Source organism: Candidatus Allofournierella merdipullorum, from assembly GCF_048426865.1.
Taxonomy (GTDB): Bacteria; Bacillota; Clostridia; order Oscillospirales; family Ruminococcaceae; genus Allofournierella_A; species Allofournierella_A merdipullorum.
Window position 1 is genome coordinate 1 of sequence record NZ_DBFNWJ010000036.1, and the last position, 19564, is coordinate 19564.

Here is a 19564-nt window from a genome sequence, read left to right on the forward strand (position 1 = left end):
TATTCAGGATGAGGAAGCCGGCGTGCCGGTGGTCGAGGCCGGGCGGGAACTGCTGCGGCGGGAGCTGGCAAACGTCCTCAAGAGCCTGACACCCCGGGAGGAGCGGGTGCTGACTCTGCGCTTCGGGCTGGAGGACGGGCAGGCCCGCACCCTGGAAGAGCTGGGAAAGGAATTCAACGTGACCCGGGAACGCATCCGGCAGATCGAGGCCAAGGCTCTGCGCAAGCTGCGCCATCCCAGCCGCGCAAAGCGACTGCGGGATTATCTGGAAGAATGAGCATATAAGGGCACCGCAGGCAGCTGCGGTGCTTTTTTGCGTACTTGAAAAACAGACGTTTCTATGATAAACTGAAAATGTAAAAAGTAATCTGCCTGATGTACAGGATGGACGGTGATGAAATGGCAGGAAAAGATGCAACGGAAAAGATTCTGGAAGCATATAACGATGTGTTTTCGGATATTGTGAATGTACTGCTGTTTCAGGGAGAAGAAATCCTGAAAGCGGATGAATTGGAAGATCAGGCACCGCGCGCTTATTATAAAGCAGATGGAAAAGTCCACGAGATAGAGCGAGATGTAGCCAAGCGCTGGAAGAAGGAGCAGATTCGGCTGGCCTGTATTGGTGTAGAAAACCAAACAGGTATTGACCCGGATATGCCGCTTCGGGTAATCGGTTATGATGGTGCAGAATATCGGGCACAATTGCTGGAAAAGGAAAATGCAGTAAGATATCCGGTGGTAACGCTGGTGCTTTACTTCGGGCATAAAAAGCACTGGAATCAGGCAAAGTCGCTTTTAGAACGAGTGGATGTGCCGGAAAAGTTCAGGCCGTTTGTCAATGACTACAAAATCAATTTGTTTGAGATTGCTTATCTGACAAGAGAACAGGTTGAACTGTTCCAAAGTGATTTCCGCATTGTAGCGGATTACTTTGTGCAGAAAAGGGAAAAGAACGATTATACCCCCAGTGCACAGACAATGAAGCATGTACAGGAAACGTTGCAGCTGTTAAGCGTAATGACCGGTGATCATCGATTTGAGGATGTGTGCAATGACCAGCAGGAAGGAGGTCCACAGAATATGTGTGAAGTTCTGGAACGTGTAGAAAATAGAGGAATCCAGATTGGAATGCAGAAGGGAACACAGTCTGGTATCCAGCAGGGCGAGGACATGTTTGCACTGCTGGTGAAGAAGCTTCTGGAATGTGGACGGATGGATGATATCCGCCGGGCAACGGAGGACAGAGCTTACCGGCAGAAGCTGATGAAAGAACTGTCAATTGTTCCGTAAGAGAATATAGTGAGGGTACCGGTCGTATTGGCTGGTGCCCCTTATTATCAGTGAGGAGATAGGGGAAACGTTAAAAATGGATTTTTGGGATGCGTCCTGGGGCGCAATAGACGAAAGGCGGCTGAAAGAATATATTACCCGGAAAGAAGAGCCGGATGAAATGATAGAATGTCTCTTGCGGGAGAAAGCAAAAACAGTATGTGATGCAGGCTGTGGCTGTGGTGTATATATGTTGAGACTACTTCGGCACGGATTTGATATGAGCGGGTTTGATGTGGCAAGCGGTGCAGTTGAAATTGCAGAAAGGCTCATGCAAAGTACAGGAAAATCCGCAAAGCTGAAAACGGCAAATGTTTTGCAGACGGGATATCAGGAAAACGAATTTGATGCAGTCATTTCAAGAGATGTGCTTGACCACATGCGGAAATTCGATGCAAAACGTGCGGTGAGGGAGTTGTGTCGCATTACAAAACCCGGCGGGATTCTTCTGTTTACGTTGGATGGCATGGATGAAGAGTACGAGCGGGAGCCGCACTGTGTGACAGAAGAAGGGGACTATCTCTTTGAATCTGGGAAATGGGAAGGGTTGGTCTTTCATCCTTATCGGAGAGAAGAAGTGGCGGAGATCATAGAGGTCGAAGTCGAGGTTCAAATCAAAGAACTACCCGATGGCCTGCTTGTCCAATTACAAAAGAAGAGCGCCTGATAGAGAAGGGCAAAAAGCACCGCAGGAAGCTGCGGTGCTTTTTGCATGAGCAGGGGAGAGCGCGCATCAAGAGCCAAGGTGTACAAAATGCACAAGGGTGTTTTTGGCGAGAACGTGCAAAACTCAAAAATCAAGAGCCAAAAGGCGCAAAGCCTACACGTGCCCGTGCGCACCATAAAATCGCGGGCTTGACAAAAATATTGGGCCAAAATGCGAAAAATGGCTTGACAGCAAGGCTTTTGAGGTGTATACTGCATTAGTATCACATAATGGCCTAGTGCGCCAAAAAGGGAGCTGTACTGGAAGCGGCTGGACGGTGTTGACCGAAAAGTTTGTGAAAAGCGACGAACTTCCTTGGAGGATACGGGTCGATTTATGTGTGTGTGCTCAAATCTGACCCGTATAACGCAATATCCGTAGAGTATAAAAGTAAGGAGTGGTTGATTTTATGATGAAAGTCAAGCCCGTAAAGCTCGGCAAAACCGAGCGCATGAGCTTCTCCCACATCGACGAAGTCATCAGTATGCCGAACCTGATCGAGGTTCAGAAGAACTCTTATCAGTGGTTCCTGGACGAGGGCCTGAAAGAGGTCTTCCACGACATCGGCACCATTGAGGACTACACCGGTAACCTGGCGCTGAGCTTCGTGGACTTCCGTCTGGATAAGGAGCCCAAGTACAGCATCAAGGAGTGCAAGGAGCGCGACGTGACCTACGCTGCCCCCCTGCGCGTGACTGCCCGTCTGCTGAACAAGGAGACCGGCGAGGTCAAGGACCAGGAAATTTTCATGGGCGACTTCCCGCTGATGACCGATGCGGGCACCTTTGTGATCAACGGTGCTGAGCGTGCCATCGTCAGCCAGCTGGTCCGTTCTCCCGGCGTATTCTACGGAGATGCCAAAGATAAGGTGGGCAACGACCTGTACAGCGCAACCATGAACCCCAACCGCGGTGCATGGCTGGAGTACGAGACCGATGCCTCCAACGTGTTCTATGTCCGTATCGATAAGAACCGTAAGCTGCCCGTCACCGTGCTGTGCCGTGCGCTGGGCCTTTCCTCTGATGAGGAGATCCTGAACTTCTTCGGCGAGGATGAGCGCATCCTGGCTACTCTGGAGAAGGACACCACCAAGAACCAGGACGAGGGCCTGCTGGAGGTCTACCGCAAGCTGCGTCCCGGCGAGCCCCCCACGGTGGAGTCCGCTACCAACCAGATCAACATGCTGTTCTTCGATCCGCGCCGCTACGACCTGTCTCGTTTCGGCCGCTACAAGATGAACAAGAAGCTGTCTCTGGCCCGCCGCATCACCGGCTTTGTTGCCGCTGAGAACATCGTTGCTCCCCTGACCGGCGAGATCATCGTTGAGGCCCAGGGCAAGATCACCCGTGAGCTGGCCGAGAAGGCAGATGCCGCCGGTGTGGATACCGTTGTTCTGAGCATCGAGGGCAAGAAGGTCAAGGTCATCACCAACGGCTGTGTGGACGCACAGGGCTTCTTCTCCTTTGATGTCAAGGAGTGCGGCATCAACGAGCGCTGCTCCTTTGATGAGATCAAGAAGATCCTCGACACCACCTCCGATGTGGAGGAGCAGAAGGAAATGCTCCGCCGCAACCATGACCAGCTGATCGGCCGCACCGTCACCGTGAAGGACATCCTGTCCTCCATCAACTACCTGAACGGTCTGGGCCACGGCGTTGGCACCACCGATGATATCGACCATCTGGGCAACCGCCGCATCCGCAGCGTTGGTGAGCTGCTGCAGAACCAGTTCCGCATCGGCTTCTCCCGCATGGAGCGCGTCATCCGTGAGCGCATGACCCTGCAGAGCCAGGATCAGAGCGTTATCACTCCGCAGGCACTGATCAACATCCGTCCTGTGGTCGCCGCCATCAAGGAATTCTTCGGCTCCTCTCCGCTGTCTCAGTTCATGGACCAGAACAACCCTCTGGCTGAGCTGACCCACAAGCGTCGTCTGTCTGCTCTGGGCCCCGGCGGTCTGAGCCGTGACCGCGCAGGTTTCGAGGTCCGTGACGTTCACTACAGCCACTATGGCCGTATGTGCCCCATTGAGACCCCTGAAGGCCCCAACATCGGTCTGATCTCCTATCTGGCATCCTACGCCAAGATCAACGAGTACGGCTTCGTTGAGGCTCCCTACCGCAAGGTCAAAAAGACTTACGACGAAAACGGCAAGCTGATCGATCAGGTCGTTACCGATGAAGTGGAGTATATGACCGCTGACGTTGAGGACGAGTACGTTGTTGCTCAGGCCAACGAGCCTCTGGATGAGACCAAGCACTTCATCCGTCCCCGCGTTTCTGCCCGCCGCCGCGATGACATCCTGGAGATCGATGCCGATAAGGTCGATTATATGGACGTTTCGCCCCGAATGATGGTCTCTGTTGCGACCGCCTGCATCCCCTTCCTGGAGAACGATGACTGTAACCGTGCTCTGATGGGCTCCAACATGCAGCGTCAGGCAGTGCCTCTGATGGTCACCCAGCAGCCCATCGTGGCTACCGGTATGGAATACAAGGCTGCCACCGACTCCGGCACCGCTGTTCTGGCAAAGAACGACGGTATCGTTGAGAAGATGGATGCCGACCACGTCACCGTCCGCAATGCACAGGGCGGCGTGGACAACTACCCGCTGATCAAGTTTGCCCGCTCCAACGCAGGCACCTGCATCAACCAGCGCCCCATCGTTGAGGTGGGCGAGAGCGTCAAGGCCGGTCAGGTGCTGGCCGATGGCCCCGCAATGCGCAACGGTGAGATCTCTCTGGGTAAGAACGCCCTGATCGGCTTCATGACCTGGGAAGGCTACAACTACGAGGACGCTGTCCTGCTGAACGAGAAGATCGTCCGCGAGGATGTGTACACCTCAATCCATATTGAAGAGTACGAGACTGAGTCCCGTGACACCAAGCTCGGACCTGAGGAGATCACCCGTGATATCCCCAACGTCTCCGAGGATGCCCTGAAGGATCTGGACGAGCGCGGCATCATCCGCATCGGTGCCGAGGTCAAGAGCGGCGACATCCTGGTGGGCAAGGTCACCCCGAAGGGTGAGACCGAGCTGACCGCTGAGGAGCGCCTGCTCCGCGCCATCTTTGGCGAGAAGGCCCGCGAAGTCCGTGATACCTCTCTGCGCGTGCCCCACGGCGAGTACGGCATCATCGTGGATGTCAAGGTCTTTACTCCTGAGAACAGCGATGAGCTGCAGCCCGGTGTCCGCGAGGTCGTCCGCTGCTACATCGCTCAGAAGCGTAAGATCAGCGTCGGCGATAAGATGGCAGGCCGTCACGGCAACAAGGGTGTCGTTTCCCGCATCCTGCCGCAGGAGGATATGCCCTACCTGCCCGATGGCACCCCGCTGGACATCGTGCTGAACCCCCTGGGCGTTCCTTCCCGTATGAACATCGGTCAGGTGCTGGAAGTCAACCTGGGCTACGCTGCCAAGGCATGCGGCATCAAGGTTATGACCCCCGTGTTCGATTCCGCGCGTGAGAACGACATCGGCGATACCTTCGACACCGCCCGTGAGCTGTGGCACGGTGAGAATGCTCCCGCATATCCCACCAAGCTGCCCAAGATTATGGGTGAGAAGGGCCACATCATCGACTTCTCCAAGATCGAGCTGGACCGTGATGGCAAGACCACCGTTTACGATGGCCGTACCGGCGAGAAGTTCGATAACCGCGTTACCGTTGGTTATATGTACTACCTCAAGCTGCATCACCTGGTCGATGATAAGATCCATGCCCGTTCCACCGGCCCCTACTCTCTGGTCACCCAGCAGCCTCTGGGCGGCAAGGCTCAGTTCGGCGGTCAGCGCTTCGGCGAGATGGAAGTCTGGGCTCTGGAAGCCTACGGTGCCGCTTACACCCTGCAGGAGATCCTGACCGTCAAGTCCGATGACGTTGAGGGCCGTGTCAAGACCTACGAGGCCATTGTCAAGGGCGAACCCATCCCGCAGCCCGGCATCCCCGAGTCCTTCCGCGTTATGCTGAAGGAGCTGCAGTCTCTGGGTATGGACGTTGTGGTCCAGGACAAGGATGGCAACGAGATCGATATGCGCCAGAACTTCGACGACGAAGAGACCGGCTTTGATATGCGTGATGTTGCAGGTTCCGAGACTGTTACCAACGAGAATGAGCTGCTGAACGATTACACCATCAAGGATGCTGACGCAGGCTTCGATGATCCTTCTGTGCTGGAAGATGACAACTCCGGCAGTGCGGCTCCCGCTTCCGACGAAGTGGATTTTTAACTAGAGATTAAGAAAGGGTTCGTTTCATGGAAAACAACGTTTTCGATTCCATTAAAATCGGCCTGGCTTCTCCGGAGCAGATCCGCAACTGGAGCTACGGCGAGGTCAAGAAGCCTGAGACCATCAACTACCGCACCCTGAAGCCGGAGCGCGACGGCCTGTACTGCGAGCGCATTTTTGGACCTACCAAGGACTGGGAGTGCCACTGCGGCAAGTACAAGCGCATCCGCTACAAGGGCAAGATCTGCGATCGCTGCGGTGTCGAGGTCACCAAGGCAAAGGTTCGTCGTGAGCGCATGGGCCACATTGAGCTGGCCGCGCCCGTCAGCCACATCTGGTACTTCAAGGGCATCCCCAGCCGCATTGGCCTGATGCTGGACATCAGCCCCCGCCTGCTGGAGAAGGTCCTGTACTTTGCAAGCTATATCGTTACCGATCCCGGTCTGACCCCGCTGGAAAAGAAGCAGCTGCTGACCGAGAAGGAATACCGTGAGATGCGTGAGCGCTACGGCGATGAGTTTGAGGCATCCATGGGTGCTGAGGCCATCCAGGAGCTGCTGAAGGAGATCGATCTGGATCAGCTGAGCGCTGAGCTGACCGCTGAGGTGGAAAAGTCCTCCGGCCAGAAGAAGGTCCGCATCCTGAAGCGTCTGGAGGTCGTTGAGGCATTCCGCATTTCCGGCAACCGCCCCGAGTGGATGGTCATGGACGTGCTGCCCGTGCTGCCCCCCGATCTGCGCCCCATGGTCCAGCTGGACGGCGGCCGTTTTGCCACCTCCGACCTGAATGACCTGTACCGCCGCGTGATCAACCGCAACAACCGTCTGCGCCGCCTGCTGGAGCTGGGTGCTCCCGACATCATCGTGCGCAACGAGAAGCGGATGCTGCAGGAAGCAGTTGACAGCCTGATCGACAACGGCCGCCGCGGCCGCCCGGTCACCGGCCCCAACAACCGTGCCCTGAAGAGCCTGTCCGATCTGCTGAAGGGCAAGCAGGGCCGCTTCCGCCAGAACCTGCTGGGCAAGCGTGTTGACTACTCCGGCCGTTCCGTTATCGTCGTCGGCCCTGAGCTGAAGATGGATCAGTGCGGTCTGCCCAAGGAGATGGCTCTGGAGCTGTTCAAGCCCTTCGTGATGAAGGATCTGGTCGAGAAGGGTGTTGCCAACAATATCAAGTCTGCCCGTAAGATGGTCGAGCGTGCAAAGCCCGAGGTCTGGGACAGCCTGGAGACCGTGATCAAGGGCCACCCGGTCCTGCTGAACCGTGCACCTACCCTGCACCGTCTGGGCATTCAGGCCTTCAACCCCGTGCTGGTCGAGGGCCGTGCCATCAAGCTGCACCCCCTGGCATGTACCGCATTCAACGCCGACTTCGACGGTGACCAGATGGCAGTTCACCTGCCCCTGGGCGAGGATGCCTGCCGCGAGGCCAAGATGCTGATGCTGGCTTCCGGCAACCTGCTGAAGCCCTCTGACGGCGCACCTGTTACCGTTCCTACTCAGGATATGATCCTGGGCAGCTACTACCTGACCACCGTTCGTGAGAACGAAGAGGGTGCAGGCAAGATCTTCCGCGATGAGAACGAAGCCCTGATGGCCTATGCAGAGCACGTTGTGACCCTGCACGCTCCCATCAAGGTCCGCCGCACCATGGTCATTGATGGTGTGGAGCGCACCGGTCTGGTGGATGCCACCGTTGGCCGCATCATCTTCAATAACCCCGTTCCTCAGAACCTTGGTTATATCGACCGCACCGACCCGGAGCACTGGCTGGAGTATGAGGTCAGCTTCCGCGTGACCAAAAAGACCCTGCCCGATATCATCTCCCGCTGCATGACCCGCAACGGCACCCGTGCCTGCGCAAAGATGCTGGATTCCATCAAGGCTCAGGGCTATAAGTACTCCACCCTGTCGGCAATCTCCGTTGCTGTGTGCGACGCTGTCATTCCTCCGCAGAAGGACGAGCTGATCGCTGACGCAGATAAGCAGGTCTCTCAGGTCAACAAGCTGTTCAACCGCGGCCTGATCTCTGAGAACGAGCGCTACACCCAGACCATCAACATCTGGCAGGCAACCACCGATAAGGTCTCCAAGGCTCTGGCAGCCAACCTGCCCAAGGACAACGAGATCTTTATGATGGCTGATTCCGGTGCCCGTGGTTCTATGAACCAGATCAAGCAGCTGGCCGGCATGCGCGGTCTGCTGGCCAACACCGCCGGTAAGACCATCGAGATGCCCATTCGCGCCAACTACCGCGAAGGCCTGAACATTCTGGAATACTTCGTTTCCAGCCGTGGCGCCCGTAAAGGTCTGGCCGATACCGCTCTGCGTACCGCCGACTCCGGTTACCTGACCCGCCGTCTGGTCGACGTCTCTCAGGACGTGATCATCCGCGAGGAGGACTGCGGCGCCACCGAGGGCATCATGGTCAGCGACATCCGGGAGGGCAAAGAGGAGATCGAGACCTTCCGCGAGCGTCTGATCGGCCGCTTCGCCGTGGGCGATGTGGTCAACCTCACCACCGGCGAGGTCATCGTGCCCGAGGGCAAGATGATGGACCTGTTCGACGCCGACAAGATCATGGCCGCCGGCATCACCAGCCTGCAGATCCGCAGCGTTCTGAGCTGCCGCAGCAAGCTGGGTGTGTGCGCTCACTGCTACGGCGCCAACCTGGCCAACGGCAACCCCGTCCATGTGGGCGAGTCCGTGGGCGTTATCGCGGCTCAGTCCATCGGCGAGCCCGGTACCCAGCTGACCATGCGTACCTTCCACACCGGCGGTATCGCCTCTGCGGAGGATATTACCCAGGGTCTGCCCCGCGTTGAGGAGCTGTTCGAGAGCCGCCGTCCCAAGGCGCTGGCCATCATGACCGAGATCGCGGGCACCGCCCACATCGACGACACCAAGAAGAACCGCCATGTGGTGGTCACCGGTGTGGACGAGAACGGCGCTCCCTGCGAGAAGAGCTATCTGATCCCCTTCGGCCAGCGCGTGCGCGTGTCCGAGGGCGACCAGCTGGAGAAGGGCGACATGATCACCGAAGGTCATGCTTACCCCCACGACATCCTGGCCATCAAGGGTCGCACCGCCGTGGAGAACTACCTCATCCAGGAAGTGCAGAAGGTCTACCGCCTGCAGGGCGTTGAGATCAACGACAAGCACATCGAGGTCATCGTGCGGCAGATGCTGCGCAAAGTCCGCGTGGACGATGCCGGTTCCACCAACCTCATCGGCGGCGCTCTGGCCGACAAGATGAAGGTGGAGGAGCAGAACGAGATCATCCGTCAGCGCATCGCCGACGGCGAGGAAGGCCTGAAAGAGGCCAAGTGGACTCAGGTCCTGCTGGGCATCACCAAGGCTTCTCTGGCCACCGACAGCTTCATGTCCGCCGCCTCCTTCCAGGAGACCACCCGCGTGCTCACCGAAGCCGCCATCAAGGGCAAGGTGGACCCGCTCATGGGCCTGAAGGAGAACGTCATCATCGGCAAGCTGATCCCCGCGGGCACCGGTCTGCCGGAGGTGGAGGAAGAACTCGTCCGCCGCGAGGCCGAGCAGCTGGGTCTGCCGGTCCCCGAAAAGACGGAAGAGCCCGTTGCGGCCGCCGTCTCCGCGGAGGAATGAGCGCGTTTTCTCCGGCGTAAAGCAAGATGAGAGCGCGGCGCTTTCCCAAAACGGGGAAGCGCCGCGCTTTTCCTTATACTTGCACAGAATATGCAATAAACCGGCGCTTCTCAACGTTTTGAGGTATAGAACAGCCGCGCAAAGAGGCGGCGAAAGGGGCATGGCATGAAACACATCCGTCAGATCCTGTGCGGCGCACTGGCCGCGTTGGCGCTGCTTTCCGGCTGCGCCGCGCCGGCGTCAAGCGCGCCGCCCGCCGCCACGGCGGCCCCCACGCCCAGCCCCACGCCGGCCCCGACGCCGGAGCCTACGCCCCGCCCCGCGGCGCAGCAGGTGGAACTCACCGCCAGCGGTGAGGGGCTGAACCTCGCAAACATCAACGACCCCGACAATTTCTGTAAGGTGCGCCTTTCCGCCGATACTGCCATCACCCTGCAGGCCGAGACGAACATCGGCGAGCTGTACCTTGTTTTCGACCGCCCGGTGGAGTGGCGGCTGGAGACTGCCGACGGCACGGAGCAGGCCTGCGGCCAAAACGGCTTTATTCACGAGTATGTGGAACTGGAGCAGCCCGCTTCCACTGTGACGCTGCATCTTCCGGCGGACACGGTCCTCTGTGAGGTGTATGCGTTTACTCCCGGCCAGGTGCCGGACTGGGTGCAGCAGTGGCAGCCGCCCTGCGAAAAGGCGGATCTGCTGGTGCTGCCCACCCACGCCGACGACGAGCACCTCTGGTTCGGCGGGACGCTGCCCTATTACGCGGGGGAAAAGGGTTACGCGGTGCAGGTGGCCTACATGACAAACCATTGGGGCGAGCCCTACCGTCCCCACGAGCTGCTGAACGGCCTGTGGACGGTGGGAGTGCGCAACTATCCCGTCATCTCCGACTTCCCGGACCTCTACGCCTCCAAAGAGAGCCTTGAGAGCGCCAGACAGGTCTATAACGAGGAGGAAGTCACCGCCTGGCAGGTGGAACAGCTGCGCCGCTTCAAGCCCAGCGTGGTGCTGGGGCACGACATTGACGGCGAGTACGGCCACGGGGCCCATATGCTCAACGCCGTCACGCTGCTGTCGGCGCTGGAGATGAGCGGCGACGCGGCCCGGTTCCCCGAGAGCGCCGAAGAATACGGCGTCTGGCAGGTGCCCAAGTGTTACCTGCATCTCTGGCCGGAAAATACCATCCAGATGGAATGGGGCGAAATGCCTCTCGCCTCCTTTGACGGACGCACCGCCCTGGAGATGGCGGCGGAGGGCTTTGCCTGTCACGTCAGCCAGACCCAGTGGTTCGAGATGAAGGCGGGCGGCAGCAACGACTGCCGCAAGTTCGGCCTTGCCTACACCAACGTGGGCCCGGACGAAGCGAAGAACGACTTTTTTGAAAATATCCCGTCCGCTTTTGGCGGACCCGCGTGAAGGAGAAGGGTATCGTGACGACTCAACAACATCCAACGGAAACGACCCCGGCGCCCTGGCCCGGCCGTGCCCGCCGCCCGGTGTTGCGGGTGCTGGTGATGGCAGGGGTGTTCCTCTGCGCGCTGATCGCCTTCCTGCTGGGGGCAATTTATATCGTGTGCAAAGGGCCCAGCCCCGCGGCACGGGATCTTTTTGTGCACACGGTGATGGAGACCAGCGCCGCCAAATTCACCGCCCATATCTTTTTGAGCGACGAAGAGGTGCAGGCCATTCTGGATAAGAACGGCGTGCTGGAGACGGGTGAAGTCACCGAAGCCGGCGGCGAGTTTGAGACCGGCGACGCCCAGGTACCCAAGGATACCATCGAACTTCACGACGTGAACGGCGGCAGCTTCAAGGGCAAGATGCTGGTGGTCCATGATCCCAGCCGGGTGCGGGTGGCGGCCATCGCCTCCTTTGACCCGGAGGGCAAAGGCCAGAAGCTGGAACAGCTGGTGGCTGACGCCGACGCCGTGGCCGGCATCAACGGCGGCGGCTTTGTGGACGAGAACGGTGTGGGCACCGGCAGCGTGCCGCTGGGGCTGGTCATTCAGCAGGGCAAACTGCGCGCCGGCGGCATGGATCAGGAGTATTCGGTCATCGGCTTCGACGAGACCGACCATCTGGTGGTGGGCCGTATGACCGGCCGCCAGGCGATGGAGCGCGGCCTGCGGGACGCCCTCAGTTTCGGCCCGGCGTTCATCATCAACGGCGAGCCCGCCGAGATCTCCGGAACCGGCGGCGGCCTTAACCCCCGCACGGTGATCGGCCAGCGGGCGGACGGTGCGGTGCTGCTGCTGACCATCGACGGCCGCCAGCCCCAGAGCCTCGGCGCCACCTACCAGGACTGCATCCAGGTGATGCAGGAATGGGGCGCGGTGAATGCGGCCAATCTGGACGGCGGCTCCAGCACCCAGATGATCTATCAGGGCGAGACGGTGAACGTCTGCGCCTCGCTCTACGGCCCGCGCAACATTCCCACCGCCTTCGTAGTGGACAAAGCAGGGGAGGGGGAAGCATGAGCGAACAAAAATGGCGCTATGGCCGGCCCCGCCCCTTCTGGCCCTGGCCGGTGGGCTTTGCCCTGGTTCTCTGTGCTCTGGGCGCGGCAGCGCTGGCGGTGCTTTGGGCCGCTCTGGTGCGCTACGAAGCCGCCACCCCCGAAGCGGCCATCCTGCGCAGCGTGCAGGCGGTGCAGGGCAATGCTTTGAAGGAAGAGGACGTGCCCGAGGCCATGCTGCCCGGACGCTTCGCCACCGCAGGCCAGTATCTGGAAGAGGCCCGGGCGCTGCTGAACGGCCTGCCTGCCGATCGGGACAGCCTGCGCTTTGTGCGCAAGGGCGCGGCCGACGGGACCGAGACCTACGTGGTGGTGGACGACGAGGGCGGCCGGGCGGAGTTCCTGCTCTTCCCCGACGGGGACGGGTGGACTGCCTGGCCCAAGGTGCAGGAACTGTCCGCCGTGACCGTCCGCGCGTCCCAGGGCGTGACCGTCTTGGTGGACGGCCGGCCGCTGGAGGAGAATGAGCTTACCGGCACCGCCCCGGTCCCCGGCTTTGAGGCGCTGGGCGAGGCGGCGCCCATGGAGTGCACCTGGCAGGTGGACGGCTTGCTGGAGCAGCCGGAAGTGACCGCCCAAAGCGAAAAGGGAAGCTGCCGCGTGGAGTGGGAGACCCCGCTGCAAGCCGTTGTCACCACAGAGCCGGGCGAAGGGGACGCCGCGTCGCTGGAGGAGTTTTTGGACCGGACGGCCCGGGTCTATGCCCGCTATGTCTCCGACGACGCCTCCTTTGCCGAACTCAAGGGCAGCCTTGTGCCGGACACGGAGTTCTACAACAGCCTGCGCACCTTCGACTCCAGCTGGTATGTCAGCCACGACTCCACCGCTTTTGAGGAGTTTTCCGTGTCGGAGCTGGAGAGCTTCGGCCCCGACGCCGCGGCCGGCACGGTGCGCTTCACCTATATGGTCTATAAGGAAGGCCTGCGTCCCCGCAGCTACCCCTCCGTGTACCGGATGTACGCGGTGCGGGAAGGGGACGGTTGGAAACTGCTGGACCTGCAGGTGCAGTGAGCAACACGAAATCCCTTTCAAAACCGCTCCGCGCGCCGGGGCGGTTTTTTATGCCCGGCGAAAAAATGCGCAAAACCCCGCCGCCAAGGCGTTCACAGGCTGGCGCGCTGGCCCGGTGTGTTGTATAATGAACAGAGGCGATGGGAAGGGGAAAGGAATCCATGGAACGAACGAAACTTCGCCGCTGGGCGGTGCTGGCGCTTTGTGTTGCGCTGGCGCTGGTCTGGGCGGTGCAAAACAGCGCCCTGAATGTGCCTTTGCGGTGGGATGTGCCCGAGCAGATCCCGGAGGTGCTGGACGACCAAAGGGAATGGCATGTCAGCCAGGACCTCTGGCTGGACGCGGGACGCTATACTCTGGAATGGGAAGGGGAGGCCGCCGGCTCTGCGGTGGTGCTGGCCCCTGACCGGCTCACGGCAGACAACCGGGAGGGCGTGCAGCTGAACGAGACGGGCAGCGCGGCCTTTGCGGTGGACGGCCAGCGGGTGCGGGTGCAGGTTTGGACCGATGAAACGGCCACGCCTGCCCGGCTGACCTCCGGCTTGTTCTGCGACGTGGACGGTTTGTTCGCTGTGCTGGCCCTTGGGGCGCTGGCGGCGTTCCTGCTGCTGGGGCCGAAGACCGGGGAACAGAAGGCCGTGCTGGCGGTGCTGGTCTGCTGCACGCTGGCCGCAAGCCTGCCGGCGCTCACGCCCGGCGTTTCCTACGGCCCGGACCTGCATTTCCACCTCACCCGCATCCAGGGCATTGCCGACGGCCTTGCCAGCGGGCAGTTCCCGGTGCGCATCCAGCCCACCCCGGTGAGCGGCAAGGGCTATGCCACCAGCCTGCTCTATCCCGACCTGTTTTTGTACCCGGCGGCGCTACTGCGCTTTGCCGGCGTCTCGCTGGAAGGGGCCTACCGCTTTACTATTCTGGCTTTGAACGCATTCACCGCCCTTTTCGCGTGGAAGGCGGGGCGGCGGATGCTGGGCGGCTCCTTTGCCGCGCTGCTGTTCTGCGTGCTCTACACGCTCGCTCCTTACCGCATCTGCAACCTTTATGTGCGCGCGGCGCTGGGCGAGGCGATGGCCATGACTTTTCTGCCGGTGGTGGCGCTGGGCTTCTGGCTGGTGCTGTTCCGTGAGGCGGATGGCTGGCCGGTGCTGGCGCTGGGCATGACCGGCATCATCCAGAGCCACCTCATCTCCACCATCTTCTGCGTGGCGTTCGGCGGGCTGCTGTGTCTTGTGTGCCTGCGCCGAGTCTTTCAAAAAGAGCGCTTTTTCGCGCTGGTCAAGGCCGTGGCGCTGGCACTGGCCCTCAATCTTTGGTACATCCTTCCCTGGGCGCGCTTTTCCCGGGAAGATTTCAACATTTTCCATCTCAAGTTTGACGTGTGGGACTATGCCCTCTATCCCGCCCAGCTGTTCATGACCTTCGGCTCGGTGAGCGGCGACGCGATGCGCAAGGGCACGCTGGAAGGGGAGATGCTACTGACCCCCGGCCTGGCGCTGCTGGCCGCGGGCGGAGCATTGCTGCTGGCGCTGGGCCTGGCCTGGCTGGAGAAGGCGCAGCTGCCGTCGTCCGCCCGGCTGGGCGCGGGCGCGGCGGCCTTTGCCGGCCTGTCGCTGTGGCTCTGCACCGATCTGTTCCCCTGGGCGCTGGCCCAGCGGCTGCCGGTGGTGGGCGAAAAGGTGGCGGTCATCCAGTTCCCCTGGCGCTTTCTCACCACCGCCAGCCTGTTCCTTGCCCTCTGCGGCGGTGCGCTGGCCGCCTGGAAGTTGACGGGCCTTTCCCGGCAGGCAAAGGCTCTGGTGCTGACGGCGGCCTTCTGCGCGGTGCTGCTGCCCTCGGCGGGGCAGATGCTCCAGAAAACGGCGGAACAGCCCAGCTACTCCCGGTACGGAGTGCTGGTGACCGATAACCTGTACGATGCCCAGTACCTGTACACCGGTACCAGCGCCGGAGACCTCATCGCCCGGCGGCGTCCCGTCGCCGGCGGCGAGGGGCTGCAGGTGAGCGGCCTGTCCCAGCGGGGCAACCGGATGGAATTTGACTGGAGCGGTTCCGGCGGCGAGGCCGTGGAGCTGCCTTTGACCTGGTACCCCGGCTATGCGGCGGTGGACGGCACCGGCGCGGAGCTGGCCTGCGAGCCGGGTGAAAACGGCATCCTGACCGTCCGGACCCAGAGCGACGCGGGACACATGACCGTGTGGTACCGGGGCCTGTGGTATTTCCGCGTGGACGACCTGGTCAGCCTTGCCGCGGCGGCGGGGCTGGCGGCGTGGGCCGTCGCCCGGCACACCGGCTGGCGCGTGCCGCTGCGCAGACGGACCAAACTGACTGTGTGAGGAAAAACGAATGGAACGAAAACAGACCATACGCTATTGGGCCGTGGTGCTGGCGCTCGTTTGCCTGCTGCTGCCCCTTCTGCGGGAGAGCCGCTATCTCAAGACCTTCACCGCCATGGAGCTGGACTCCACCGTCGAGACGGCCACCACGGCGGATTCCCGCTATGCCGACCCCTCCTATCTGGAGGCGGGCCTGTTCATGTACGGCCCCGGCGTCTATCTGGAGCCGGGCTCCTTTTCCCTGACGATGATGTATTCCACCGACGGGGCGGGCAGCTATGTGGAGGTGTACAGCCCCGGCTGGCTCAATGAGGACAACACCCAGGGCCGGGTGCTGGCCACGCTGGCTCTTGACCCGGCCCAGACCCAGGCCCGGGTGGACTTTGCTCTGGACCGCACCGTGGACGATCTGGAATTCCGCGTCTATTACGGCGGCGAGGGCGCCCTCACGGTGAACACCCTCACCCTGCGCTCGGGCTATCTTTACTGGACCGACCCGCTGCTGCTGATCTTCTTTGTGCTGGCGCTGGCCGGCCTGCTCTATGCCGCGGCGCGCAGAGGCCGGCCCCAGGCGGCGGTGGTGGCGGCGCTCATCGGGCTGGCGCTGCTGGCCAGCTATCCGCTGTTCACCGACTTTTTGACGGTGGGCATGGACCAGGAGTTCCACCTGCGCCGCATCGAGGGCCTGTTCGGGGCGCTGCAGAGCGGCCAGTGGCCCGCCCGCATCAGCACCCAGCACTTCGGCGGCAAGGGCTACGCCACCGGCGTGATGTACCCGGAGCTGTTCCTCTATTTCCCGGCGTCGCTGCGCCTTGCGGGCGCTTCCATCCTCTTCAGCTGGAAGGCGCTGCTCTTCGCCATCAATCTGGGCACTGCCTTCTCCGCCTACTTCTGCGGCCGCCGGCTGATGAACAGCCGCGCGGCGGGCATGGCCGCGGCCATCGTTTATCTGCTCTCGCCCTACCGCCTGTGCGACCTGTACATCCGCGCGGCGCTGGGCGAAGTGCTGGCCATGGCGTTTCTGCCCCTGCTGCTTTACAGCCTGTGGCAGCTGCTGGCGGGGGATGCCGGCCAGTGGCCCTGGCTGGTGCTGGCCTGCACCGGCATCTTCCAAAGCCATATTCTCACCACCGAGATGACGGCGGTGTTCGCAGTGCTGTGCGCCCTGGCGGCGCTGCCTGCCCTCACAAAACCCGCCCGCCTGGCGGCGCTGGGCAAGGCCGCCGGATTGACGGTCCTTGTGAATCTGTGGTTCCTGGTGCCTTTCCTCACCTACACACTGAAGGGCGGCTTCAAGATCTTTGGCTCCCATGTGGACCTGCACCAGCACTCTCTCTATCCCGCCCAGATGTTCTCCACCTTCTGGTCTGCCGACCCGGGCCTCTGGAGCCAGTCGCTGGGCAGCCTGGACAGCGAGATGCTCCTCACACTGGGTCTTGCGCCGCTGGTGTGCCTTGGCCTGCTGGCGGCGGGCTGGTGGCTCTTTGACGTGCAGAGCGGGCCGCGCCCGGGGCTTCGGCAGGGCGTGGCTGCGGCGGTGGCGGCGAGCCTGTGCCTCTATGCGGCCAGCGTCTACTTCCCCTGGGAGCTGCTCCAGCGCATCCCCGCCCTGGACCGGCTGCTCTCGCCGGTGCAGTTCCCCTGGCGCACGCTGGCCTTTGCCGCCGCCTGCTTTGCGGTGGTGGCCGCGGCGGCCACCATCCCCTTCCGGGGGCGGGGCGCGAAGCTGGCGGTGCTGGGCGTTCTGCTGGCGGCGGCAGTCCTGCCCGCCAGTTCTATGATGGACGGCCTGCTGGCCTCCCAGGTATACATGGGCCAGACCGACGGCATCGCGCACATCGGCGGCAACTACAACGAGTATCTGCCGGAGGGCGTGAACGATGAGACCCTCGCAGCGGCTTCCAGCGCGCTGGAACCTCAGAGTGAACTGGAGGTGACCGGCCTGACCAAAAACGGTTGCCGTATCGAATTCGACTACACCGCCCAGCAGGATACAGTGGTGTATCTGCCTCTCACTGCTTATCCCGGCTATTCCGCCCGGCTGAACGGCCAGACGCTCGACCTCACTGCCGCGCCCGACGGCCGGCTGGCGGTGACGCTGCCGGCAGGTTCGGGCCACCTCACGGTGGAATTTGCGGGCTACTGGTATTGGAACGCCGCGCTGGCGGTGAGCGCCTTCACGGCTCTGGCTTGGGGCGCGAAAGCGGTGTATGAACGGAGAAAGAGGGGAGAGAGCGGTGGCGCTGCGGTGTCTGTATAAACTGGCCCTCTGGGCGGCCGCTGTATTCTTCGCGATTGTGCTGGCCGTCTGCCTGTTCTCGGTGGGCATCTGGTCGGTGCTGCTGGCGGCTGCTGCGCTGGCGGTGCTGTTCGCTCTGCGGCCGCTGCTGGCCAGCCTCACCGAGAACGGCGCGCGCCGGGCGTTCTGGGTGCTGTTTGCCCTCTTTGTCCTTGCCGCGGGGGCGTTCGCCTTCGCGGTGCGGGTGGAACCCGCCTGGAATTTCGGCCGGGTCTACCACGGCGCGCTGGAGATCACCTCCTCCGGCGCCATTCGCATTGACTGGCAGTATTTCCTTGAATCCAACAACAACTTCTTTCTGGCCCTTGTGCTGGCGCCGGTGTTCATCGCCGGCAGCATCCTTGGCCTTTCGCCCCTCGCCAGCGGCATCCTCTTTAATCTGGCGGCCATCGACGGGTCCGTTCTGCTGCTCTGGGCGGCGGCGAAGCGGCGCTGGGGCGCAAAATGGGCGCTGGCGGCGGCGCTGGCCTGCTTTGCCTGCGCGGGCCTGTGGCTCTACGGCCCCATCTTCTACACCGACACCCTCTCCATGCCCTTTGTCAGCCTGGGCATTTATCTTGCCCAGCGCTGGAGCGAGGGCAAGCGTTCTCCGTGGCTGGCGGCGGTGATGGGCCTTGCGGCCTTTCTGGCCTTCCGCCTCAAACCCACTGCCTTTTTCCTCTATCTGGCGCTGGTGCTCCTCTGGCTGCTGCGGCGGGGCGGTGCGCTGAAGGCGGTCGCCGCGGGATTAGCGGTGTTCGCGGTGTGCATGGCCGGCTGGCAGGTCTGGCTGAGCAATAACCCTGTGTTGGACACCGGTGCCATCGAAGAATACCGCCTGCCGCCGCTGCACTATGTGATGATGGGCCTCAAAAACCCCGGTGGCTACGACGAGAGCGACCATCTGGCCAGCCAGGCTCTGCCGGACGCTGCGGCCCGCACGGCTCACGCAAAAGAGGAGATCCTCCGCCGGCTGGCGGACTACGGCCCGCTGGGCTTTTTGGACCACCTGCGGCAGAAACTGGCCTACACCTGGGCGGACGGCAGCTGGTTCGGCTCCCACAAGCTGGGCATCGACCCCATCGCCCCCGGCGTTTTGCAGCAGTGGGTGGCGGACAGCGGCGAGCACTGGCCGGCCTTCCGGACCCTTGTGAACGCCCAGCAGCTGCTGATCTGCCTGGGCCTTGCAGCGTGCGCTTTTTGTCAGGCACGCCGGGGCGAACAGGCGGACGGCCTGCTCTGGGCGGCGCTGGTGACGCTGCTGGGCGCGGGGCTGTTCCTGCTGGTGTGGGAGACCCGTTCCCGCTATCTCGTGGGCCTTTTGCCGCTGATTCTGGCGGTGTCGGCCCGGGGGCTGGGCGATATTTTTTCCCTTCGGCCGAAAAAATGAATTTTTGGCTGATTTGCTGCAAAGTTTTTTGTAAATACTGTTGACATGCACAGCCACAGTGTGTACAATAAAACTGTTGCGCCCCTTGGCGTAATTATGCCCTTTTGGTGTTTTGGCGGCAATGCCGCCTGAACATAAATCATTGAAGAAAGGA

General features: G+C 61.5%; 11 protein-coding genes. All 11 read left to right on the plus strand.

Annotated features, from left to right (window positions below; all coding sequences use genetic code 11):
• Positions 1 to 277 (plus strand): sigma-70 family RNA polymerase sigma factor (locus ACMNAY_RS06000; RefSeq protein ID WP_418718778.1); only part of this gene is annotated, 277 nt, incomplete at its 5' end.
• 98 nt (positions 278 to 375) lie between these two features.
• Entirely contained in the window at positions 376 to 1290 is a 915-nt protein-coding gene (locus ACMNAY_RS06005) for an Rpn family recombination-promoting nuclease/putative transposase (RefSeq protein ID WP_418718779.1), read from the plus strand.
• Positions 1291 to 1366: 76 nt separating this feature from the next.
• Positions 1367 to 1996: a class I SAM-dependent methyltransferase gene (locus tag ACMNAY_RS06010; protein WP_418718780.1), complete on the plus strand. Its 630-nt coding sequence runs from the start codon at positions 1367 to 1369 to the stop codon at positions 1994 to 1996.
• A 448-nt stretch (positions 1997 to 2444) separates the two neighbouring features.
• Positions 2445 to 6266 carry a DNA-directed RNA polymerase subunit beta gene (locus ACMNAY_RS06015; RefSeq protein WP_418718781.1) on the plus strand — a complete coding sequence of 1274 codons (3822 nt, stop codon included), beginning with the start codon at positions 2445 to 2447 and terminating at the stop codon, positions 6264 to 6266.
• 26 nt (positions 6267 to 6292) lie between these two features.
• On the plus strand, positions 6293 to 9886 hold the full coding sequence (rpoC, locus tag ACMNAY_RS06020; RefSeq protein ID WP_418718782.1) for a DNA-directed RNA polymerase subunit beta': 3594 nt from the start codon (positions 6293 to 6295) through the stop codon (positions 9884 to 9886).
• 165 nt (positions 9887 to 10051) lie between these two features.
• Positions 10052 to 11299, plus strand: coding sequence for a PIG-L deacetylase family protein (locus ACMNAY_RS06025; protein WP_418718783.1), 1248 nt, complete (start codon positions 10052 to 10054; stop codon positions 11297 to 11299).
• Between the two features lie 14 nt (positions 11300 to 11313).
• Positions 11314 to 12360 carry a phosphodiester glycosidase family protein gene (locus tag ACMNAY_RS06030; protein WP_418718784.1) on the plus strand — a complete coding sequence of 349 codons (1047 nt, stop codon included), beginning with the start codon at positions 11314 to 11316 and terminating at the stop codon, positions 12358 to 12360.
• Entirely contained in the window at positions 12357 to 13409 is a 1053-nt protein-coding gene (locus ACMNAY_RS06035) for a hypothetical protein (protein WP_394976181.1), read from the plus strand. The genes ACMNAY_RS06030 and ACMNAY_RS06035 overlap by 4 nt, the downstream gene beginning before the upstream one ends.
• Positions 13410 to 13570: 161 nt before the next feature.
• Positions 13571 to 15742, plus strand: coding sequence for a hypothetical protein (locus ACMNAY_RS06040; protein WP_418718785.1), 2172 nt, complete (start codon positions 13571 to 13573; stop codon positions 15740 to 15742).
• A 10-nt stretch (positions 15743 to 15752) separates the two neighbouring features.
• On the plus strand, positions 15753 to 18002 hold the full coding sequence (locus ACMNAY_RS06045) for a 6-pyruvoyl-tetrahydropterin synthase-related protein (protein ID WP_418718786.1): 2250 nt from the start codon (positions 15753 to 15755) through the stop codon (positions 18000 to 18002).
• Positions 17980 to 19410, plus strand: a complete 1431-nt coding sequence (locus ACMNAY_RS06050; protein ID WP_418718787.1) for a hypothetical protein — start codon at positions 17980 to 17982, stop codon at positions 19408 to 19410. The genes ACMNAY_RS06045 and ACMNAY_RS06050 overlap by 23 nt, the downstream gene beginning before the upstream one ends.
• Positions 19411 to 19564: the final 154 nt, after the last annotated feature.

Excerpts from the sequence above, each read along its gene's own strand:
- ACMNAY_RS06005 (WP_418718779.1), top strand. The coding sequence starts at position 376 with ATGTACAGGATGGACGGTGATGAAATGGCAGGAAAAGATGCAACGGAA.
- ACMNAY_RS06010 (WP_418718780.1), top strand. The coding sequence starts at position 1,367 with ATGGATTTTTGGGATGCGTCCTGGGGCGCAATAGACGAAAGGCGGCTG.
- ACMNAY_RS06015 (WP_418718781.1), top strand. The coding sequence starts at position 2,445 with ATGATGAAAGTCAAGCCCGTAAAGCTCGGCAAAACCGAGCGCATGAGC.
- rpoC (WP_418718782.1), top strand. The coding sequence starts at position 6,293 with ATGGAAAACAACGTTTTCGATTCCATTAAAATCGGCCTGGCTTCTCCG.
- ACMNAY_RS06025 (WP_418718783.1), top strand. The coding sequence starts at position 10,052 with ATGAAACACATCCGTCAGATCCTGTGCGGCGCACTGGCCGCGTTGGCG.
- ACMNAY_RS06035 (WP_394976181.1), top strand. The coding sequence starts at position 12,357 with ATGAGCGAACAAAAATGGCGCTATGGCCGGCCCCGCCCCTTCTGGCCC.
- ACMNAY_RS06040 (WP_418718785.1), top strand. The coding sequence starts at position 13,571 with ATGGAACGAACGAAACTTCGCCGCTGGGCGGTGCTGGCGCTTTGTGTT.
- ACMNAY_RS06045 (WP_418718786.1), top strand. The coding sequence starts at position 15,753 with ATGGAACGAAAACAGACCATACGCTATTGGGCCGTGGTGCTGGCGCTC.